Source organism: Sporolactobacillus inulinus (assembly GCF_006539285.1).
Lineage (GTDB): Bacteria > Bacillota > Bacilli > Bacillales > Sporolactobacillaceae > Sporolactobacillus > Sporolactobacillus inulinus.
The window spans coordinates 1-17,982 of record NZ_BJMS01000026.1 but is presented as its reverse complement, the minus strand read 5'-3'; the positions used below and the strand labels follow the sequence as shown (position 1 = coordinate 17,982).

The 17,982-nt window shown below is 42.7% G+C and carries 25 protein-coding genes, 1 pseudogene and 1 riboswitch; of the genes and pseudogenes, 14 read left to right on the top strand and 12 right to left on the bottom strand.

Features of this window, described 5'->3' with window-relative positions; translation table 11 throughout:
* Positions 1–15 precede the first annotated feature (15 nt).
* Positions 16–114: riboswitch (TPP riboswitch) on the bottom strand.
* 70 nt (positions 115–184) lie between these two features.
* Both SIN01_RS05285 and SIN01_RS05280 read right to left on the bottom strand, forming a co-directional pair.
* Positions 185–412 carry a DUF896 domain-containing protein gene (locus SIN01_RS05285; protein WP_010023917.1) on the bottom strand — a complete coding sequence of 76 codons (228 nt, stop codon included), beginning with the start codon at positions 410–412 and terminating at the stop codon, positions 185–187.
* Positions 413–499: 87 nt separating this feature from the next.
* A pseudogene (locus tag SIN01_RS05280) lies at positions 500–1,239 on the bottom strand (lipid II flippase family protein).
* A 173-nt stretch (positions 1,240–1,412) separates the two neighbouring features.
* Between SIN01_RS05280 and SIN01_RS05275 the strand changes: the two are divergent.
* Together SIN01_RS05275 and SIN01_RS05270 are read left to right on the top strand one after the other, a co-directional pair.
* Positions 1,413–2,108 (top strand): ABC transporter ATP-binding protein, encoded by a 696-nt coding sequence (locus SIN01_RS05275; protein WP_010023914.1) that lies wholly within the window; start codon positions 1,413–1,415, stop codon positions 2,106–2,108.
* 1 nt (position 2,109) lies between these two features.
* Positions 2,110–3,246, top strand: a complete 1,137-nt coding sequence (locus SIN01_RS05270; protein WP_010023912.1) for an ABC transporter permease — start codon at positions 2,110–2,112, stop codon at positions 3,244–3,246.
* Positions 3,247–3,392: 146 nt separating this feature from the next.
* On the opposite strand, the gene SIN01_RS05265 is transcribed toward SIN01_RS05270, so the two are convergent.
* Positions 3,393–4,304 (bottom strand): proline-specific peptidase family protein, encoded by a 912-nt coding sequence (locus SIN01_RS05265; RefSeq protein WP_010025015.1) that lies wholly within the window; start codon positions 4,302–4,304, stop codon positions 3,393–3,395.
* A gap of 202 nt (positions 4,305–4,506) precedes the next feature.
* Between SIN01_RS05265 and SIN01_RS05260 the strand changes: the two genes are divergently transcribed.
* Positions 4,507–5,340: a hypothetical protein gene (locus SIN01_RS05260; RefSeq protein ID WP_010025016.1), complete on the top strand. Its 834-nt coding sequence runs from the start codon at positions 4,507–4,509 to the stop codon at positions 5,338–5,340.
* Positions 5,341–5,394: 54 nt separating this feature from the next.
* On the opposite strand, the gene SIN01_RS05255 is transcribed toward SIN01_RS05260, so the two are convergent.
* Together SIN01_RS05255 and SIN01_RS05250 are read right to left on the bottom strand one after the other, a co-directional pair.
* Complete coding sequence (locus tag SIN01_RS05255) at positions 5,395–5,652, bottom strand: rhodanese-like domain-containing protein (protein ID WP_373864397.1); 258 nt, start codon at positions 5,650–5,652, stop codon at positions 5,395–5,397.
* Between the two features lie 85 nt (positions 5,653–5,737).
* A complete protein-coding gene (locus SIN01_RS05250) occupies positions 5,738–7,057 on the bottom strand; it encodes a L,D-transpeptidase family protein (RefSeq protein ID WP_010025018.1) in 1,320 nt (439 codons plus the stop codon).
* A 327-nt stretch (positions 7,058–7,384) separates the two neighbouring features.
* On the opposite strand from SIN01_RS05250, the gene SIN01_RS05245 reads away from it, so the two are divergent.
* From SIN01_RS05245 to SIN01_RS05215, 8 genes are all read left to right on the top strand, one after another.
* Positions 7,385–8,239, top strand: a complete 855-nt coding sequence (locus SIN01_RS05245) for a VOC family protein (protein ID WP_010025019.1) — start codon at positions 7,385–7,387, stop codon at positions 8,237–8,239.
* Between the two features lie 122 nt (positions 8,240–8,361).
* Positions 8,362–9,201 (top strand): aldo/keto reductase, encoded by an 840-nt coding sequence (locus SIN01_RS05240; RefSeq protein ID WP_010025020.1) that lies wholly within the window; start codon positions 8,362–8,364, stop codon positions 9,199–9,201.
* Positions 9,202–9,523: 322 nt separating this feature from the next.
* On the top strand, positions 9,524–9,859 hold the full coding sequence (gene comGC / locus SIN01_RS05235; RefSeq protein ID WP_010025021.1) for a competence type IV pilus major pilin ComGC: 336 nt from the start codon (positions 9,524–9,526) through the stop codon (positions 9,857–9,859).
* 10 nt (positions 9,860–9,869) lie between these two features.
* Positions 9,870–10,310 carry a comG operon protein ComGD gene (locus tag SIN01_RS05230; protein WP_010025022.1) on the top strand — a complete coding sequence of 147 codons (441 nt, stop codon included), beginning with the start codon at positions 9,870–9,872 and terminating at the stop codon, positions 10,308–10,310.
* 28 nt (positions 10,311–10,338) lie between these two features.
* Positions 10,339–10,620: a hypothetical protein gene (locus tag SIN01_RS14980; protein WP_170214997.1), complete on the top strand. Its 282-nt coding sequence runs from the start codon at positions 10,339–10,341 to the stop codon at positions 10,618–10,620.
* Complete coding sequence (comGF, locus tag SIN01_RS05225; protein WP_010025025.1) at positions 10,617–11,072, top strand: competence type IV pilus minor pilin ComGF; 456 nt, start codon at positions 10,617–10,619, stop codon at positions 11,070–11,072. The genes SIN01_RS14980 and comGF overlap by 4 nt, the downstream gene beginning before the upstream one ends.
* Positions 11,050–11,439: a competence type IV pilus minor pilin ComGG gene (gene comGG / locus SIN01_RS05220; RefSeq protein ID WP_010025026.1), complete on the top strand. Its 390-nt coding sequence runs from the start codon at positions 11,050–11,052 to the stop codon at positions 11,437–11,439. The genes comGF and comGG overlap by 23 nt, the downstream gene beginning before the upstream one ends.
* A gap of 191 nt (positions 11,440–11,630) precedes the next feature.
* Complete coding sequence (locus tag SIN01_RS05215) at positions 11,631–11,825, top strand: YqzE family protein (RefSeq protein ID WP_010025027.1); 195 nt, start codon at positions 11,631–11,633, stop codon at positions 11,823–11,825.
* Positions 11,826–11,852: 27 nt separating this feature from the next.
* On the opposite strand, the gene SIN01_RS05210 is transcribed toward SIN01_RS05215, so the two are convergent.
* From SIN01_RS05210 to SIN01_RS05200, 3 genes are all read right to left on the bottom strand, one after another.
* Positions 11,853–12,578, bottom strand: coding sequence for a class I SAM-dependent methyltransferase (locus SIN01_RS05210; RefSeq protein ID WP_010025028.1), 726 nt, complete (start codon positions 12,576–12,578; stop codon positions 11,853–11,855).
* Between the two features lie 72 nt (positions 12,579–12,650).
* Positions 12,651–13,283, bottom strand: a complete 633-nt coding sequence (locus SIN01_RS05205) for an MBL fold metallo-hydrolase (RefSeq protein WP_010025030.1) — start codon at positions 13,281–13,283, stop codon at positions 12,651–12,653.
* Between the two features lie 25 nt (positions 13,284–13,308).
* On the bottom strand, positions 13,309–14,283 hold the full coding sequence (locus SIN01_RS05200) for an ROK family glucokinase (protein WP_010025031.1): 975 nt from the start codon (positions 14,281–14,283) through the stop codon (positions 13,309–13,311).
* A gap of 199 nt (positions 14,284–14,482) precedes the next feature.
* On the opposite strand from SIN01_RS05200, the gene SIN01_RS05195 reads away from it, so the two are divergent.
* Positions 14,483–15,331 carry a hypothetical protein gene (locus SIN01_RS05195; RefSeq protein ID WP_010025032.1) on the top strand — a complete coding sequence of 283 codons (849 nt, stop codon included), beginning with the start codon at positions 14,483–14,485 and terminating at the stop codon, positions 15,329–15,331.
* Between the two features lie 6 nt (positions 15,332–15,337).
* Here the strand turns inward: SIN01_RS05195 and SIN01_RS14975 are convergent, their stop codons facing one another.
* The 3 genes from SIN01_RS14975 to rpmG form a co-directional block, all read right to left on the bottom strand.
* On the bottom strand, positions 15,338–15,487 hold the full coding sequence (locus tag SIN01_RS14975; protein WP_156994752.1) for a hypothetical protein: 150 nt from the start codon (positions 15,485–15,487) through the stop codon (positions 15,338–15,340).
* A 111-nt stretch (positions 15,488–15,598) separates the two neighbouring features.
* Positions 15,599–16,168, bottom strand: a complete 570-nt coding sequence (locus SIN01_RS05190; RefSeq protein WP_029548178.1) for a 5-formyltetrahydrofolate cyclo-ligase — start codon at positions 16,166–16,168, stop codon at positions 15,599–15,601.
* A gap of 159 nt (positions 16,169–16,327) precedes the next feature.
* Positions 16,328–16,477 carry a 50S ribosomal protein L33 gene (rpmG, locus tag SIN01_RS05185; RefSeq protein WP_010025034.1) on the bottom strand — a complete coding sequence of 50 codons (150 nt, stop codon included), beginning with the start codon at positions 16,475–16,477 and terminating at the stop codon, positions 16,328–16,330.
* Positions 16,478–16,752: 275 nt separating this feature from the next.
* Here rpmG and SIN01_RS05180 point away from each other — a divergent pair, with 275 nt between their 5' ends.
* Together SIN01_RS05180 and SIN01_RS05175 are read left to right on the top strand one after the other, a co-directional pair.
* On the top strand, positions 16,753–16,959 hold the full coding sequence (locus tag SIN01_RS05180) for a hypothetical protein (protein ID WP_010025035.1): 207 nt from the start codon (positions 16,753–16,755) through the stop codon (positions 16,957–16,959).
* Positions 16,960–16,964: 5 nt separating this feature from the next.
* Positions 16,965–17,501: a hypothetical protein gene (locus SIN01_RS05175; RefSeq protein WP_047035022.1), complete on the top strand. Its 537-nt coding sequence runs from the start codon at positions 16,965–16,967 to the stop codon at positions 17,499–17,501.
* Positions 17,502–17,554: 53 nt separating this feature from the next.
* Here the strand turns inward: SIN01_RS05175 and SIN01_RS05170 are convergent, their stop codons facing one another.
* Entirely contained in the window at positions 17,555–17,863 is a 309-nt protein-coding gene (locus SIN01_RS05170; protein WP_010026361.1) for a DUF6506 family protein, read from the bottom strand.
* Positions 17,864–17,982: the final 119 nt, after the last annotated feature.

Genomic DNA, 17,982 nt, shown 5'->3' with positions numbered 1-17,982 from the left:
CAGGGTGAAAAGCTGGAATTTGATCAGCCACTTCCCTACGCCGGTATCACCCGGATCAGGTTCAAAGGGTCTTGACGGAGTCAATCTCAGCTTCTCGCTCCCCTAGTGGATCATTTATTCATTTGCATTCATTCTAACATAAGCGCTTACATCACTCAATAAAAAAATCCCAAACCCGGAATCCTTACTCCTGATTTGAGGACTTGCGCAACCTTTTTACTTTTTTCGGCGTAATATCTTTCCCTGTTGGGTCGACAACCGTGATCTGAGCCAATTGTTTTTTAAAACGACTACGGAAGTTTTTCAAATACTTTTGGCGTAATTCCGCCTGACGCTTTTTTTCTTGTATTGTTAGCGAACGTTCCCGCGAAAGCCGCGCCAACCTGTTAATTTCATCAATTAATGAACTCATTTTAGTTTCTATCACTCCTGTTTCGTTCTCCTTGTTGCATTATCGCACAGGATTCCATCCGATTTCAATCATTGCTGGACGTATCTACTACAACAACCGCGTAAACCAAGCAACATAATAGGAAGCCGGGAGAAACAGTAGATGCGCAACAAGCGTCCCAATGAGTTTTGAGCTTACCATAGTCAATGAGTAACTCTTCAAATAGATGTAGCTGCTCTCTTGTTTTGCCACACGATCAGCCAGCACCGATGCCTTAGGATCAATAAACAAGGTTAATAAAATGGTAGCAATTCCATTAATAACCCCGGATGATGTGACGGCTGTCGGTCCATCTTCAACCGGAACGAGTAATGAGGCATAAAACGCCGCAAGTATACCGACTGTATAAATCGCGGTAATCGTATATAATGAAAAGCTGTTTTGATTCCCTTCCAATTCACCCATTTGATAATGAGCGCAGCCATCGAACCTCTTTCTCGTGATAACTGTATTATTGCGCGCGAAAATACGCCGATAAACGTTGGAAAGAGCGCGATGCCTAGAAGTACGCCGATCGAAACAGCAACAAGGAGCAACCGATATTCGTTCTCGACAAACACTAATTTCCCGTCTTTCGGCGCATCCGAAAGTAACTTCGCGGTCAAGGGCTGTTGGATCATGGTTGAAAAACGTGACACAATGACCATTGTGCTAAATAAAGAGATTGCCGTTGCCATTAACTTAACGCGTACACCGGAAATACGTGTTGCATAAGCAAGCGTTTCAATCATTGTCATAACAAGCATCAGAAAGGAAACAAACATCAGTTTTCCTGAAAAAAGAATCATGGATCGAAACTCCTGACTGTTATAGATTTGCATGACGGATCAAACGATAAACTTTAATTCGTTCGTAAAGTGATTGTAGGGCTTTATGAACGGGCAAGCAAGCTGAATTTACTCTTTTTCTCCGTGATGGTATAATTAACCCTATTATTCATTTTAGAGGAGAGGGAAATCTGATGTTATTATCCGTCAACATACAAGAAGCGGGCTACTCACGTCAATTTCCTACGCTAAAAAACCTACGTTTTTCGGTTTCCCCGGGCGAACTCGTAGGTTTAATCGGTCCGAATGGAGCCGGGAAAAGTACAACCGTTAAATCAATCATGGGCATCATCCATCATTTTAAAGGGGACATAGATGTAAATGAATATGCTTATATCCCGGAACGACCGATCTTTTACGCCCAGCTTACTTTGTGGGAACATATTGATTTTTTGTTTTCCACATTAGCAACGACTGATGAAACGGCTTTTTTTCAAAAGGCGCACGAACTTCTTGATCTGTTTAATCTAAGCGCTGCTGCTCATTCTTATCCGGAGCGATTTTCTAAAGGGATGCAACAGAAGATGATGCTCGTTCTCGCATTTTTGAAACAAGCCAAGCTTTATCTTGTTGATGAGCCTTTTATGGGCCTCGATCCTAAGGCGGTCAAAAAATTATTATTGAAACTTGAGGAAGAAAAAGAAGCTGGAGCCGGTATTCTGATGTCAACGCATGTATTAGATACCGCAGAAAAAATATGCGACCGATTCATTCTTATATCCGGCGGAAAACTGATTGTTCAAGGGACGCTAAATGACATAAGGAAGTTAAGCCATCTTAAAAACGGTTCGCTGCTCGACTGTTTTGATGCGTTAACAGAGGATTACTGAAATGACTGGGTACAGATTATTTGTGAGACGTCTGGTTCAAGAATGGTTCGTTCAATGGAACATCCTGCGTTCAATCATTGATGGATGGATCCTCTTGTATTTTATCATTCCTGCTGTTGTTTTCATTCCTGTTATCTATCATGAACTGTGGCAACACGTCGATCGCTTTTGGAGTCCTCAGCTCACCTTAACTTTTCTTCTGTATCTGATGCTTTTTTTCTGCAGCAGCGGTCATATTAGAACCTATTTGTTTGAGGCAGATCAGGTATTTCTGCTGCAGAAGGCACACTTCCTTCATCAACTAAAGCGATATGCGCTTGTTTATTCGCTATTGCACAAGTTATTCGTAACAACAATCCTATTTGCCGCTGCTCTCCCTATTCTCTTTCGCACCTTTGGCTTTCAAGAAAATTCAATGGCTTGTCTTTTCATTATTTTTTTCGCTTATCAAATGATCATTCTCTTTCTAAAAAAATACATAAGACGGCCTTTGTTTCAAAAAATTTTGGTCTCGATTCTGATCGTTGTTTTCAATATTTTCATCGTACAATCCAGCCCGCCCATTTACGGTAGTGTCGGTGGATGTATTGCCGCCTTCATGTTGGGATTAATGCTCATTCAAACCCATTCCACAAATTTTTTTACAAGAGAATTGGAAATTGAACGTTCAGAACGAGCTAAATTCACTGGCTTTATTATGAACTTCTCCATAGATACCGAAAGAACAACACCGTTTCGCAACAGGAAGCCTATTCTCTTCTTTAAGAAGTCAAAGCGGTTATTCAAGGTTAGAAGCAGAGAAAACGGTTTACTTGAGTTAATGCTTAAGGTGTTTTTCCGTGACGCCTCGTTATTCAAAAGTTATTCCCAGCTCATGCTACTGACGAGTGTTGCTATTTTCATTGTTCCCTTTTGGGTAAAATGGCTTTTATTTGCTCTATTTCTTTTCTTTATGCGATTTTGGCTGAACGTTGCTTTTAAAAAAATCATTGATCATAATTTTTTCTATGTGGTCCCGTTTAATCAAGAAATTGGAGGGGAAGTGTGGGTACGATTCAAGAAATGGATCATCGTTCCATCGATCGCTTGGATCACCACAATATTACTGATACAGCTCCTCTTAAAATTGATCATATGATTTATCAAATGACAATAGAGGATGTCTCAAAAGTCAATTGACTTTTGAGACATCCTTAAAAAACGTCTATTTTGGGATTAAGCGCGAAGATGCAAGTAATCGGAGCGCAGTATAAATCCAACACCCTTTGGGTCGGCCTCTTATGTTTATTTATCAAAGCTTCCGCTCTCAACATCTTTGATAAAATCAGCCAGATGTTTGAAATAAATCGGTGCATTATCAATCATGTGGTGATGACCGCCTTCAGGCGTTGTTGTCAAGCGAGCATGCGGAATTGTTTCAGCCATGCGGTGCGCAGCAGCAAGCGGCATCGTTTCGTGTTCACCGAAGGTAATCAAGGTTGGAGCCTTGATGTCCTTAATCTGATCACGTACATCCCACTCTTTCAGCTTTCCGGTCACAACAAACTCATTATCTCCTTGGAATGCGTTATATACGGAGGTTGCCATTGTTCCAATCAGATGAGAGATAGCTTTAGGTTGCTTACGATCAACATATCCTTTATTTAAGAGATCGACATAGTCTTGATAGCGATCATTAGCATAATCATTTTCTACTTCACATTGTTTCATAAAAGAAACCGCATCGGCGGGCAGCACGAGCTCACGAATTTTATTAATGTTAGCCACGTATTCATCGATGTTGTCGGTCATCGATGAAATAATCGCTCCTTTTAAATGATGGCCGTACTTTAGTGCATACAGTTGAACCAGTGCGCCACCCCAGCTCTGACCGATCAGATAGAATTGATCCAAACCTAACTTTTTCCGTACCTCTTCCACTTCTTCAAGAAAGTATTCATAAGTCAAATAACGACTTGCAGTTTCAGGATCTGAGTAATCCGGCTGATCGGAATAAAAAGATCCGAGTTGATCATACATATGAACCTGAATGCTCAACCCTTGTTCTGCCAACTTTTGCGCAAAGTTTTCATAGTATTCATGGGTTCCACCCGGACCGCCGTGCAGGCATAGTAAATGAAGGTCGCCCGTTCCTTGCGTGTTCGTCCAAAGATGGTATCCATTATCTAACGTGACGATCGTTGTCCCTTGCTTCATCGAATCACCTGTTCTTCAATTTCCTATTTAAAAACCTATCAACAGCATGGACTCGATCACGCAAAAAGTCAAATCGTGCATTCATTCTATCACCAAAAAAAGGTGCTGCTGCTTTCGCATCGTGGGATGTTTCCATTCGGGTCGTTAAGGGAATCATTAGTGATAAGCGATCATGAACAAACAGCAGAAAGCAGGTGTATTTATGAAATTACGTGCTCTTATTTGCCTTGCACTAAGCAGCTTACTGTTGGTTGCCGGTTGCAGTCAAAGCAGCAATGGCCCTAACACTGCTGAAAACCATGACTCGGTGCAGACAGACCGATCAACTGCTGAGTCAGAAAATGATAAAAGTACAGTGCACCAGAATGATGCCACGGATCACCCATCAAAGGAAAGCACAGCGAAACTTGGATCCCTTGATCAAACGCTTCAAGCGATTCAAACACAATTAAGTGATCAAAAACAACTTTCTCTCCCGAGCGATGTGCCCATTGAAGTTGGAAAATATCATTCAGCGGTTGTGAATGAGCAAGCTTCAGGTTATTCCGTCACCTTTAAACAGACGAACGCTCCGGTTGCTGTTAATGACACCTCATTAGCTCATGCAAAAACGATCGCAGCAATTCGTGCACGTGCGTTCCAAAACAAAAGTGATGCAGCCAAGCAGATCAGTCATGCTACATTCAATGCTTCCGATGGGAAAGCGGTAGAGCTTGGCCACGGCATAACCGGCTATGCAGATGCTGGGGCAGGTACGGCCGGGATTTCATGGAACGAAGGCCGTTGGACACTGGCTTCATTATCACCGACCTCCGATGCTGAAGAAGGTGTGGATTTAGCTCGGGAACTCGTTGCTTATCTTGAGCAGCATAGCCTACCCATCCCTCACCGGTACGGAACGGTTCAGGTCTATACGGACAAACGGCAAAGCAGCGTTCGCTGGCAATCCGGCACAACAATTTTTGAACTTACAGGTGCCAAAACACCGCTTACACTAATCAAAATCGCTTGTTCAATCAAAGCATTCGATGAATAACAAAAAGCAGACTGACTTTTCTGTTACAGTCAGCCTGCTTTTATACTCAGAAAGTTACTTCAGACCACGTTCCACTTCGCCCGTCCACTCAATCATCCCGCCGTTCATGTTTTTCACGCGATAACCATGTTCAGCCATAAACTCAGAAGCAGCGACACTTCTTACCCCGGCATGACATACGACGATATAGGTCTTGGACCGATCGATTGCTTTGAAACACGAAGGAAGATCATTGAGGGGAATGTTCACTGCTCCGGCAATGTGTTCCTCTTTGAATTCAAAGGGTTCTCGCACATCGATAATATTTATCAGTTTTTTTTCGATATCAGTGCTTCAACGTCTTCAGGAAGAATTTCTTCGTACATGTGCGTGCTCCTTTTCGATGCATTCTTTGTATTTAGTAGATAATGACCGGTTCGTTCTGTTCAAGATGATCATAGACGGTTTTCATTACCTTTGGCGGCGTATTGACACAGCCGCCCGATCCTTGAGTGAGGTAGGCATCCTTCTTCCAGTTACGTCTCCAGCTCGCATCATGAAAGCCACAACCGCTCATGGTAAACGGTGCCCAATAATCGACTTTTACAGAGTAGTGCGAGTTACCTGCCTCGCTGCCTTCAAGTACAGATGGAGATTCTTTGTACATGATATACCATAAACCTTTTGGTGTATCTTCTTGAGTATCATGCCTGCCGGTGACAACATCAGTTGAAAGCACGAGTTTGCCATTTTGATAGATCCATATTTTTTGCTCAGAAATCGATACTTCTGCATACGTATTGCCGATTCCGTTATTCGCTGTATTATGGTAGCCGATTCCATAAGTGCTGTACCCGACGCCGTACACGTTATAAGCCTTCAATGTCGGTTTACTGTCTTCGAACGCTTTTGTTATGCGCTTGGTTTCATCACTTACCTCCAGCGCCCAGCCATACGATTCACCCTGTACAGAGATAATCTTTCCTGAGTGTGTTTTGAATGAGAACTTCTTGTTTAAGGTTGACTGTTTTTTATTAATCTCAGCCACTTTATGCTTCAAATCTGCAGAATCAATCTTCAGTTTTAAATCAGAGGAAACCGAAGCATTTTTAATGTAGGCATCAGCTTTCAATACATAATCCTTATTTTGGACGGTATAGGTTACCTGCCGTTTCCGCAATGCTTGCAGTGTACTTTTTTCTTTTTGTACCGTTTCGCTGTCTGCAGTAACCGGTTGTAGAAACTGCCGCTTCAGATGGATTACGCTCTGATAGCTTTGATGCTCATAATCTTCCATGATTTTTGCGCGATCAAATTGGTTGCCATTTTCGCTTTTTGCGACATGAACCACACCATCGCTCAGATAAGCATAAGCATCTTTCGGTGCCTTTCGCTGCTTGTTTAATTGATTCAGCTTATCTTCTAGTTGTTTTTTTAATGTTACAGAACGATACGTGTCTTGTTGCTTCGGCATTAATGAAAAATTTCTGGTTTTAAATGATGGCCACCATGTCTTCTGTTTCTCAAAGATCTGTTTCATCTTCGAAAGATCTTGCCCTGAAAATGTTGCAACTGAATTTTTTCCGTTAATCACCCGCTCCTTATCTATGTAAATATCATTTTTCAACCTCAATTCAGATAAATGTTTCAACGCTTGCTCTGGTTTCATATGACCGACGGCCACGCCATTGATCGTTACATGTGCGTTAAAGCGGGTTGCCTGAACATAACTGACCACCCCGATTATAACGACTACGATGAAAAAAATACTGCTGCTTATAATAATCAGATTACGTTTCTTTATGATCGCTCACCTCAAGAAAGAATTATATGCAATGCATTAACGATCCATATCACCAATCGGTTTCATGGTACTCGTTATCTATAAGATAAAGGAGTGCGCACAATTTAACAAGAAATTATTAGTAGTGACTATTCACGCAAAACAAATCCTTTGATTCAACTCAAAAGTGTTGATCAACCCTCATCCTAAAACTATAATTAATATACTCGGTTACATTTTGTTAGTTAATAAGCTCACGATAATGAGGAAATGGGGTTTTAAATGATGCCATTACAAGCGAATGAGCAAACAATGATTAAACGGGTTTCATTAAAGGTGAATAACTTGGTAAAAATGATTGAATTTTATTCGAAAACGATCGGTTTAAGGCTTATTAAGCAAAATCAGACTCTGGCACTTTTCTCTGCTCAAGGCTCCGATCAAGTGATTCTTCAATTAAAGAAAATTAATGACGGAACAAGCTCACTCGCAAAAACCGGTCTCTATCATACAGCCTTTTTGCTGCCTACGCGAAAAGATCTCGGTACGATATTGCTGTGGTTTTTAAAGAATAAAGTGTCACTCATTGGAGCCGCTGATCACGGTTATAGTGAGGCAATATATCTTAATGATCCTGAACAAAATGGGATCGAAATTTATCGGGATAAACCGATTTCCAAATGGGATATTCTCTCTAATGAGCACATCAAAGGTGTAACGGAACCGATGGATGCACAAGCAGTACTCGCAAGCGCCGATGGTCAATGGCAAGGGATTTCACCCGGCTCGAAAATCGGTCACATTCATTTAAAAGTGAATTCCCTAACGGAAACTGAATCCTTTTATAACGGCATCCTTGGGTTTGATTTGAAGGATGATTTCGGAAGACATGCGAAATTCTTTGCTGCCGGTTTGTATCATCACCATATCGGAACAAATAATTGGTCCGGAAATCAGCTCGCACCTATGGCAAGCAACGATTTGGGATTGGATTACTTCTCGATTCAACTGCCGGATGGGATAACCAGAAAGCAAGTTCAAAAACGGTTAGGCGCTCGGAAAGAGCCTTTTGAAATCGGTAAACAAGGAGAACTGATTGTGACTGATCCTAGTGGAATTACCCTCCGTCTTAATTAAGGTTAAATGCAAGCCCACCTGTATCAGTCAGCGATCAAAAGAATTTCCAGTGTGCTGATGCACATGATTAGACGAGGACGGAAGGGTTTGCTACACTTTAACTATTGAGGAGGAGGAAAAATATGGCTACTGTTCCACAAGTAACACTCAATGATGGATTGGTGCTTCCCGCTGTTGGTTTCGGTACATACAAGCTCAACGGCGCCGCAGGCATTAATTCGATCTTAAGCGCAATTGATACTGGCTACCGTTTGCTTGATTCAGCCTTTAATTACGAAAATGAAGGTGCGCTCGGCGAAGCGGTTCGAAGAAGCTCCGTTCCGCGCGAAGAATTGATCATTACCTCCAAGCTGCCTGGACGTCATCATAAATATGATGAAGCCATTACAACCATTCAAGAGTCATTATTTCGAGCAGGTCTTGATTATTACGACCTTTATTTAATCCACTGGCCGAATCCAAGTAAAGATCGATACGTTGAAGCTTGGCAAGCGTTAATTGATGCCCAGAAGTGGGGATTAATCCGTTCAATCGGTGTTTGCAACTTTCTGCCGGAACACTTGGATCGTCTCATCAAGGAAACCGGAGTAACGCCAAGCGTGAATCAGGTTGAACTACACCCTTACTTCTCTCAAGAAAAGCAGCGTGCCTATGATACAGAACACGGCATTGTTACGGAATCATGGAGTCCACTTGGCCGTGCGAATAAACTGCTCCAGGATCCGGATATCAAACAGATTGCCGATGCACATCAGAAAACGATCCCGCAGATTATTCTGCGTTGGCATGTTCAGTTAGGCGCTGTTCCGATTCCGAAGTCTTCAAAACCATCACGTCAACTCGATAACCTGTCTCTATTTGACTTTAAATTAAATGACGAAGAAATGCAGGAAATCGGACGGCTCAGTCATGCGGATGGACGAACCTATAATCAGGATCCAGCAATATATGAAGAGTTTTAATGATATCCAATCAAACGACTTTCCGGGACCATTCCACTGGAGAGTCGTTTTTTTATGGCTCGTAAAATATGTTTTGAATTTTGTCACATTCATGTGTCGATAAAAAAGGAAATCATTCATTTCATGACGAAATAAGAATATGTGTTCTTAAATGATCTCATGATCTCAATGCCAAGTAGGAGGTGGAGAATTCTTATGATCCAATAAATAACCCGAGTAAAACCCTTGTCTCAATTTTTTCATTTCGTCCACGCGTTTCGCGTCACTCACATTTCCTGCCTTACCTCATCACATTTCATCCCATCATAAAGGAGTCCTTCGCATGATCAAAGCCGTCCACAAATTTATCCTAACGTCACAGCGCGGATTTACCCTAATCGAAATGATGATCGTCCTTTTCATCATATCGGTCCTGCTGCTCATCGCTGTACCGAACATGACCAAATCCAATGTCGTCGTGCAGAAAAAAAGTACGGATGCAACGGTTCAATTGGTTCAAGGTCAAGTCGCTGCTTATCAAACCAATCATAATGGCGACCTGCCCGATAATTTAGACGAGCTTGTTCCTGAGTATGTCAGCAGTATCACCGCATCGAATGGCAAGCCGCTTGTATATAATGCAACGACCGGTGAAGTCAGTGCACCAGCGGATGAATGAGTCCCCGTCGATGCATCAAGCGCCATTACTCCGAAACACGAAAGGGCTCACTTTGATTGAGGTGCAAATCGCATTGTCCATCATCTGCATTATTGTTCCCCTGTCCTTTTTCTGTTTCTCCCGGCTCACGGATGAGCTCACGATCAGACAATTCGTTGAAGAGGTCAATGAAACCATTTACGACACGCAAATGGAAGCGATCGCCCGTGCCGATTTTGCTCAAATTGTTTTTTATGATGATTTTTACTATGTCTCGATTAATGGGCGAACCAAACGGATTCTGATGAACCCACGTATCGAGATTTTGAGTACAAACAACTCAATCAAGATTAATCAGCTCGGTCATTTTAGTAAAATTGATTCATTTTTTATTAAACTTGGGAGCATTCGTTACAAATTCACCTTTCTACTTGGTCAGGGGAGGTTTTACTATCAGAAAGTTTCGGGATGAGCACGGTTTTATTTTCACTGAAGCTATGGTGGCTTTAAGTATCCTGTCGCTTCTCTTGATCGTTTCTATGCCTATTCTGACGCATGTATCCTACGAACGGCAGATCATCAAACAAAAGCATGAAGCCATACGTATGCTTCAACACGAATTATTATTATGGCGCAGAAACGATAATGCTTCACTGAATACAGAACAGGACACTGACTTTCAGTTCGAATGGATCGAAAAAAAGGAACATTCCGCTTATCTTTCGGTTCACTGGACTTATGGCGGACGCACCCATCGGCTAACCGGAGAAGCGGTACGATGAAAAGTCAAGCGGGGTTTACACTGCTCTCAACGATGCTTGCACTTACTGTGTTATTATTCGTTCTCAGTCTAACGACTGCCCTTGTACAATTCATGAACACCTACTTTCAACCTCGGCTTGACAGCCAAAAAGAAGTGCAGCTCTTCTTCGCCCAAACAGCAAATGAACTCCATCAATCCACTTCTGCCTTAAACACAGCGGATCATCAACGTCTGACGCTACTTAACAGTGAAGGGACGGTCAGTTATTCGTTTCTGTCACCAGGACGCATTGTCCGGCGTGTTAATGAACAAGGCTATGAAATTGTGCTTCAGCATGTTGCAGGAGTCTCTTTCCAAGCAGATGATGAACAGGTTTCTATTTATGTAACCGATCAGCAAGGGCGGGACTTCACCTGGACTGATCGACTCTATTTAAGGAATGATGCTGATGAAAAGCAAACCGCTGAATAATCAACAAGGATTCATTCTTCCGTTGGTAATGATTCTGTCACTGGTTTTAATTACCTTTATCTTCCACGCGCTTTTTCTGTTGCAAAGCGACCGTACCTTTTTTCAACATGCACAGACGCACTTCGTTCTTCAGCAGTTGCGTGAATGCGCGCTCAACGACTTCCAACAGAAATTACAACAAGGAGATTTGCCGCATGAAGGATCATTTAACTATCATAAAGGTACCGTTCAATACATCGTTACTGAAGATTCGGCTTTTGTGACCATAAATTTCACCGTCCAATATGGCGATGAACGTGAAATCGATCGCATCGTCTACGATCGGGAAAGCGGGAATCCGGTACGTTGGCTGGAGCGGATCAGTTAATCCAATGCTTCATGAACTGTGTTTGACGGCATGAATGCAAACTGACGGACTTAATCGATCTTAGTAGCAAATTGTACGGTCCCGTTGCCGATCATCATGCAGCCTTGCTTTGCGTTTATTCTGTCCATCATGCATCCAATTTCATTTTTTGGGCATACTAATCATAAAAAGCAAGAAGGTGCACGTACGCGATGAAGTCGGAAGAATACGTTCGCTTCTTAACCGAACAGTTTGTACGCTACATGGAAACACCGCGTGATCAGAGAAAAAAGGTGCGTCAGGAACAGAAAGCGAATCGACCTCCGCTCCGTAATCTTCTCTTTGGTCAGATCCCCGATGCGATTGAAGACTATACGGTAAAAATTAGAAAACGAATAAAAAAATAACTCGGTGATTCGATGCCGAGTTATTTTTTATGACTGCGCTTGTTTTTCCATTGTAAAAGCGCGATAAGTCAGTATCCCTTGGAACGTCTGCAGAATTTGAATATGCTGGAGCCATACATCCAGCGCTTCTTCATCAAGCTTACTCGTGAAATGATAAGAAGGCTGAGCATCCTGCTCATCTTGTCGCAGCTGATTGGTACGGTAAGCCTGAATCTTAGTGAAACCTGCTTGTTTCCAAAGGCTGAGCCACTCTTTTTCAGTACGTACATCTTTTACACCATAAACCGTTTCAATTAATTGTTTCTTTTGCTCATCCAACGGTTCTTCAATCGTCATCTCAACGGCAGCCAATCGTCCGCCGTTTTTCAATACGCGAAAATATTCAGGGACAGAATGCGTTACATTGGTAAATGCCGTTACGGATTCAGAGAGTACCGCATCGAAGCGCTCCGATTGAAACGGCAGGGCTTCTGCCGAGGCTTGAATGATCTTTGCCGTCCGTTGTTTAGGCGTAATCCTTGTCTTCGCGCGTTCAACCATTAACGGATGCAGGTCAATACCGGTAACCTCTGCCTTTACTTTATCCGAGAGGTACATGACCGTTGCCCCTGTTCCGCAACCCACATCAAGCACCTTGTCTCCTGCTTTAATTTGTAAGTGATGGACAAGCTGCTCCGTGAGCAAATGTCCGCCTGGATGCGCATGATCAACTGCCAACTTTGCAAGAAAATCAAGATACCGATGATTGCTCACTTCTTGCACGTCCCTTCGCTTTTGCTTCTCATGCTATCGTATGATCAGCAGTTGGGAACGTGCTCAGGTCAATCACAGCAAGAATGGATTTGCGATACGTTCATGACCGATTGTGGTCGAAGGTCCATGCCCGGGACAAACCACTGTCTCATCCGGTAGCAACAGTAACTGTTCGCGAATACTCTCCAGCAATTGCACTTGATTGCCGCCATATTGATCGGTCCGTCCGATACTTTCGCGAAAGAGCGCATCACCGCAAAACACGGTATGTTCTTGAGGGAAATAAAAGGAAATCCCTCCTGGTGAATGTCCCGGTGTCGGGAGAACCTTGAAAGAAAAAGATCCAATCGCTAAATGTTCATTCCCTTTCAGTAAACGCTCCGGTACCCCAGCAATAACCGGTTGAACCATCGCAAAATGTGCAGATCCATTCTTTTCCGGATGATCCGGCCAGTCCGCTTCGTTCGTTTGGACATAAGCCGGGACAGCCCATTCATCGCGAACAGCGTCTAATGCGCCAATATGATCAAAATGGGCGTGCGTCAATAGGACCGCTTGGGGAACAGCGCCGCTTTGTTCAATGATTTTTTTAATTTTATTAAAATCCTCACCCGGATCAATAATTAAACACATTTCGGAGCTTTCATCAATCAAAATATAGCAATTTTCTTGTATCGGTCCAACGGGACAAACCATCCATTTCAAATCAGACACCTCCCCACTCACTCATTCACTTTACGGTTGCACGATTTATTTTCTTAATACAGAGCCATGCAGAACCAATAACGCCGGCGTCGTTACTGAGCTTCGCAATATCAATCGTACATGCATCAAAAACCCGAGGTAACGCAAACTGTTTAAAGTACTTAGTCAGCGGCTGAAGCAGTGAATCTCCGGCATGGGAAACGCCTCCACCAATGACGATTTTCTCCGGGTTAAGGGTTACAGCGAGTGCGCCAAGCGCGAATCCAAGATAATAGGCCGCTTTTTCAGCAACGGTTGCTGCCAAAGGATCCTTCTTGGCTGCACAAGTAAAGACATCTTCAGAAGTGATATCGCCTTTGCTTTCAAAGATATCGCGCAAAATGCTTTCCGAGTCGTTATAGTCCAGTGCAGCTAGAGCAAGCCGTCGAATACCCGTAGCCGATGAAACGGTTTCAAGGCAGCCGGTCTTGCCGCAATTGCAGGATCCACCATCATCAGGGATTACCGTAATATGGCCAATTTCCCCAGCCATTCCGCATGTACCGTGAAGGATTTCTCCGTCACAAATGATGCCTCCGCCGACTCCGGTTCCTAGTGTGACACAAATCAGATTCTTTGCACCCTTGCCGGCGCCCAGCCACATTTCGCCGAGTGCAGCCATATTCGCATCATTATCAATAACAACCGGAAGACCAATCGCCTTTTCAAGTTCTTCTTTGAACGGATAGTTCTTCCAGCCTATATTCACGGCCTGGTAGATAAAACCGCTATCGACATCGATAAATCCCGGAGCTCCGACACCAATCCCTCGAACCGTCGACCGCTCTAAATTGAATTGGGTCATTTTTTTCAAAATGCTTTCACTAATATCCGCGGCTATATGCTTGCCATTATCAATGGTGTTTGTGCCAATGGCCCACTTATCAATCATTTTGCCATCATCATCAATCAACGCCATTTTTATCGTTGTGCCGCCTAAATCTACACCAATATTAATCATTCAATCACACCGCCTATTTATTAGGATCATCTTTTTTATTTTCACAAAAAAAAATCCATTTGCCAATCATCCATTAAGAAATTTTTCTCTGAGAGCTGAATTCTTCATCACTTTGACATAACTTTGTGAAAACCTCATCATCTTTGCACAGAACCGTGAATAGGATAAAGTATTGAGACTTGTCCGGAGGTTTTTAACGATGCACAAAAAAAAAGCGCTAGTACTCCCACTGCTCATCGCGATAACAACAATTTTCACCTTAATTGTCTTCCCATACTTATTATCGGATCGTCCTACGATTACTTACTTTCCCGGCCATGAACGTATCCGCTTTCTAAAAATGGAAACACAATTACGAAGCGATCGAGATACAGGAACCCTGCAACTGGATAGCTTCGCTCGTACACAGGAAAAGAACAATTTAATGCAGAATTTTTCTTTATTGTATCGCAATAATCAGCTCGTTTCCATCCTAAATCATTGGGAAAAAAATACGGCGGTGTTATCTTCAATAAAAAAAACCGGTCTGGAACCCGGTTTCTACGAAGGCCTTACAGTTCACCAAGCAGAACTTCACTTGAATGAATCGATTTATGGGAGGGAACGTTATTCTCAAGATCAGCTCATGGTTTTAAAACAAAATGGTTCCTATAGCGCGTTTCGCCAACCGAGTAATCGTCAAGAAGCGCTCGCACTTGCCGACTATAATCGGCGAGTGGAACAGCAACGAACTCAGCTTTTGCAGCGTGTGGCGCAAAACGATCACATTCAGATTTCTGATTATCGCGTCATCCCTTTAAATGAACTGACAGATAAAACACTAACGAAGGTCTTTCCCTTTAGTGAAGCAAAAGCAGAACGCATTGCCGGTCAGCTTTGGGAAGGACTCTATAAAAACTTTGTACGCGGTATTCAGCTCACTCAGGAGCAAGGGGTACAGGCAATTGGGAGTACCTTGCCACTGCTGCTGATCGCGCCTGACCACATGCTGATCGTAATTCGCGCACAGTCCGGCCAAATGGTCCTGCTTCGTCAAAATTTTTCTTAATATATTTTAGAATTGATCGTCTTTGATGCGGCGAAACATGACGATATGCCCTGCGATTAAGACGGCGAGTTCAAAGAGAACACGTCTTCGCTTCATTAGAAAAAAAGTGGTGAGCATCAAAAGCAGCGTTTCAATAAGCGCGTTTCTCTTTGCCAAAACAAGCACCCCATCCTCTCATTGATCTACGCATAGTGTGGCTATCGTGCAGAATTTTCATTCGTCAATGATGGACGGCCTGCTTGGAACACGAAATCATGATGTCCATGGTTACTTAACTTTGAAACAGCCGCGTTCTGTAATGAGCCATCCGACCTGCTGATCATGAGGTTCAACTGGCAGCCGCTCATTGAACTGCTGCTCAAGCAATAATGAAGCCGTTATTCCTTTGAATCCCTCTAGAAAACGGTCATAATAACCGCCGCCATAGCCAATCCGGTACCCTTCATGATTGAATACAACGCCGGGTACAATGAGCAAATCAATCGCATCAGTGGCTTGTTTCTGTGTTTTTTTCGGATCTGGTTCCATTAATCCGTAGAAGCTGGACTCAAGCTGGCTAAATGTATCCAATCCATAAAAGGTCATACTGTGCGCTTTGGGATTGCATTTTGGCACAACAATTCGTTTATTCTCTGTCCAAGCCCTTGTGATAATCGCCATCGTTTCCACTTCTCGGCCAACGGACAGGGTAATTCCGATCACCTGAGCATCATGCCAAATTGCGGTATCAAAAAGACGTTCTCTAATCTGCTTGCATTTCTCTGTAAACACAGCGTCATCTAATGATTCCATAGCATGGAGTATTTGATTGCGCAAACTCTTTTTTTGACTCTTCATAATTTCCTCCATATCTTGATGTCTATCCTGTGATGTTTCGTAACGATTATTCTTATTCTGCCGGTAAGCTTCCAGGGGCCGTTTTCGTCCAACTTGCTTCTATACAAAAAACCGCAAAAAACCCATAAAAGGTCTTTCGCGGCTTTTTAAAAGCAGAACTTACTTTGTTTCGCGATAAAGCACGTATTTCCTCAGTTTTGGGCTGTATTTCTTCAGCTCAAGACGTTCCGGGTTTTTTTGCTTGTTTTTCGTTGTGATATAATCGCGATCACCGGTTTCGGTATTTTCCAAAATAACCTTTACACGCATATTTATCCCTCCATTACTTGACTACTCATCGTGTTCATAAAAACATACACCTAATCTTAACAAAAATACTATGGTGCTTCAACCTTTAATTCGATTCAATCGCAATATCTATTTTTTGCCAACAAAAATCCCCAATTTTTTCTATTTATTTTACAAACTTCTTTCTTTTTCGCCGAATTTCTTCCGTAACAATAGGAGATATGATATAAATAAAAATGAAGTCATGTGGCTGTTTCACCACATGCGCCTCAGACAATGGTGAGGGGGGTAATGAATTGGGGTTAATCATCTTGATACTCATGATTGTGGGGTTGGTCGCTTTAGCTGTGTCTTATTTTAAACAAGACAGCATTAAGCAAGTTGAAGGGCAGCTAGAGGAAAATTCAATAACCATGATGCAAGAACTGTACAAGGTTAAGAAAAAAGTTCGTGTACTCGAAGAAGAAATCATGCTCGGGGACCAAGATCATTCTAAAGGGTGAATGCAGTGACGAAAAATGGAATCCGCGGTTTTGCCGCCGGCATTTTGCTTTCTTGTGCCGTCTTTGCTTTCTTTTATTATTTGATTTTCAATCATGGAGAGCAGGCAGCAACCAAGCAGGTTGTGAAGCAAACGCCATTGACGGAAGCAACCGTTAATCAATACCTTGCCAGCAGCCACCGTAAAGCGATCGATCTCGATGCTTATAACCAGTGGCAGAGCGATACTCAAAAAGCTACGGAAAAAGCCGGCAGCGAGCAGAAGTCAGACAGTGACAACAGCAAGAAAGAAAGTTCTTCCGACTCGGACAAGAACAAAAAGACAACATACAAACTACATATCAAAAGCGGTATGACTCCTGGCGATATTTCTCAAGAACTTGTTGCGGCTAAGATTCTAAAAGCAGACAAACGAAACGATTTTGACGCGTATCTTAAGAAAAACAAGTTAGAGAAATATGTACAGCTTGGAAGCTTCACCGTCTCCAGTGATATGTCGATCGCAAAACTCGCGCAAGTGATTACAAAAAATCACACAAACTAATTTTAGCGTATCAAAAACCCAAGCAGTGGTTGCTGCTTGGGTTTTCTCATGAATTAATGGAAAACCTCGTCGCCGCTCGAAAATCCAAGGCCGGGATGGTGATCAAATCGGACCACTCCGACAGCGGCCTTACCTTTTACTGCTGCGGAAATTTTTCCTACGCCTTCATTTCCGAATCCGCCGCATAGTTCAATACATGTAATGCCTTCATCAGCTAGAGCCACAGCTGCATTCACCGCTTCTTCATAATTTTGTACGCCAACCACTTTAAGATTGATTACCGGTGTTTTAATCTGAGCCTGCGCTTGTGCTGTATCGATTTCCGGTCCGATAAAAAGAAATGCTGCTTTTACTTCTGCCATCTCTCCCACCCTCTCCTTCTTTTAACCGATTACACAATTCAGCATAATATAAATGTATGCGATTACAATGCAGTTGAATCATTTCGATTTATAACCCTTATTTAGAAAAGGGCAAAAAG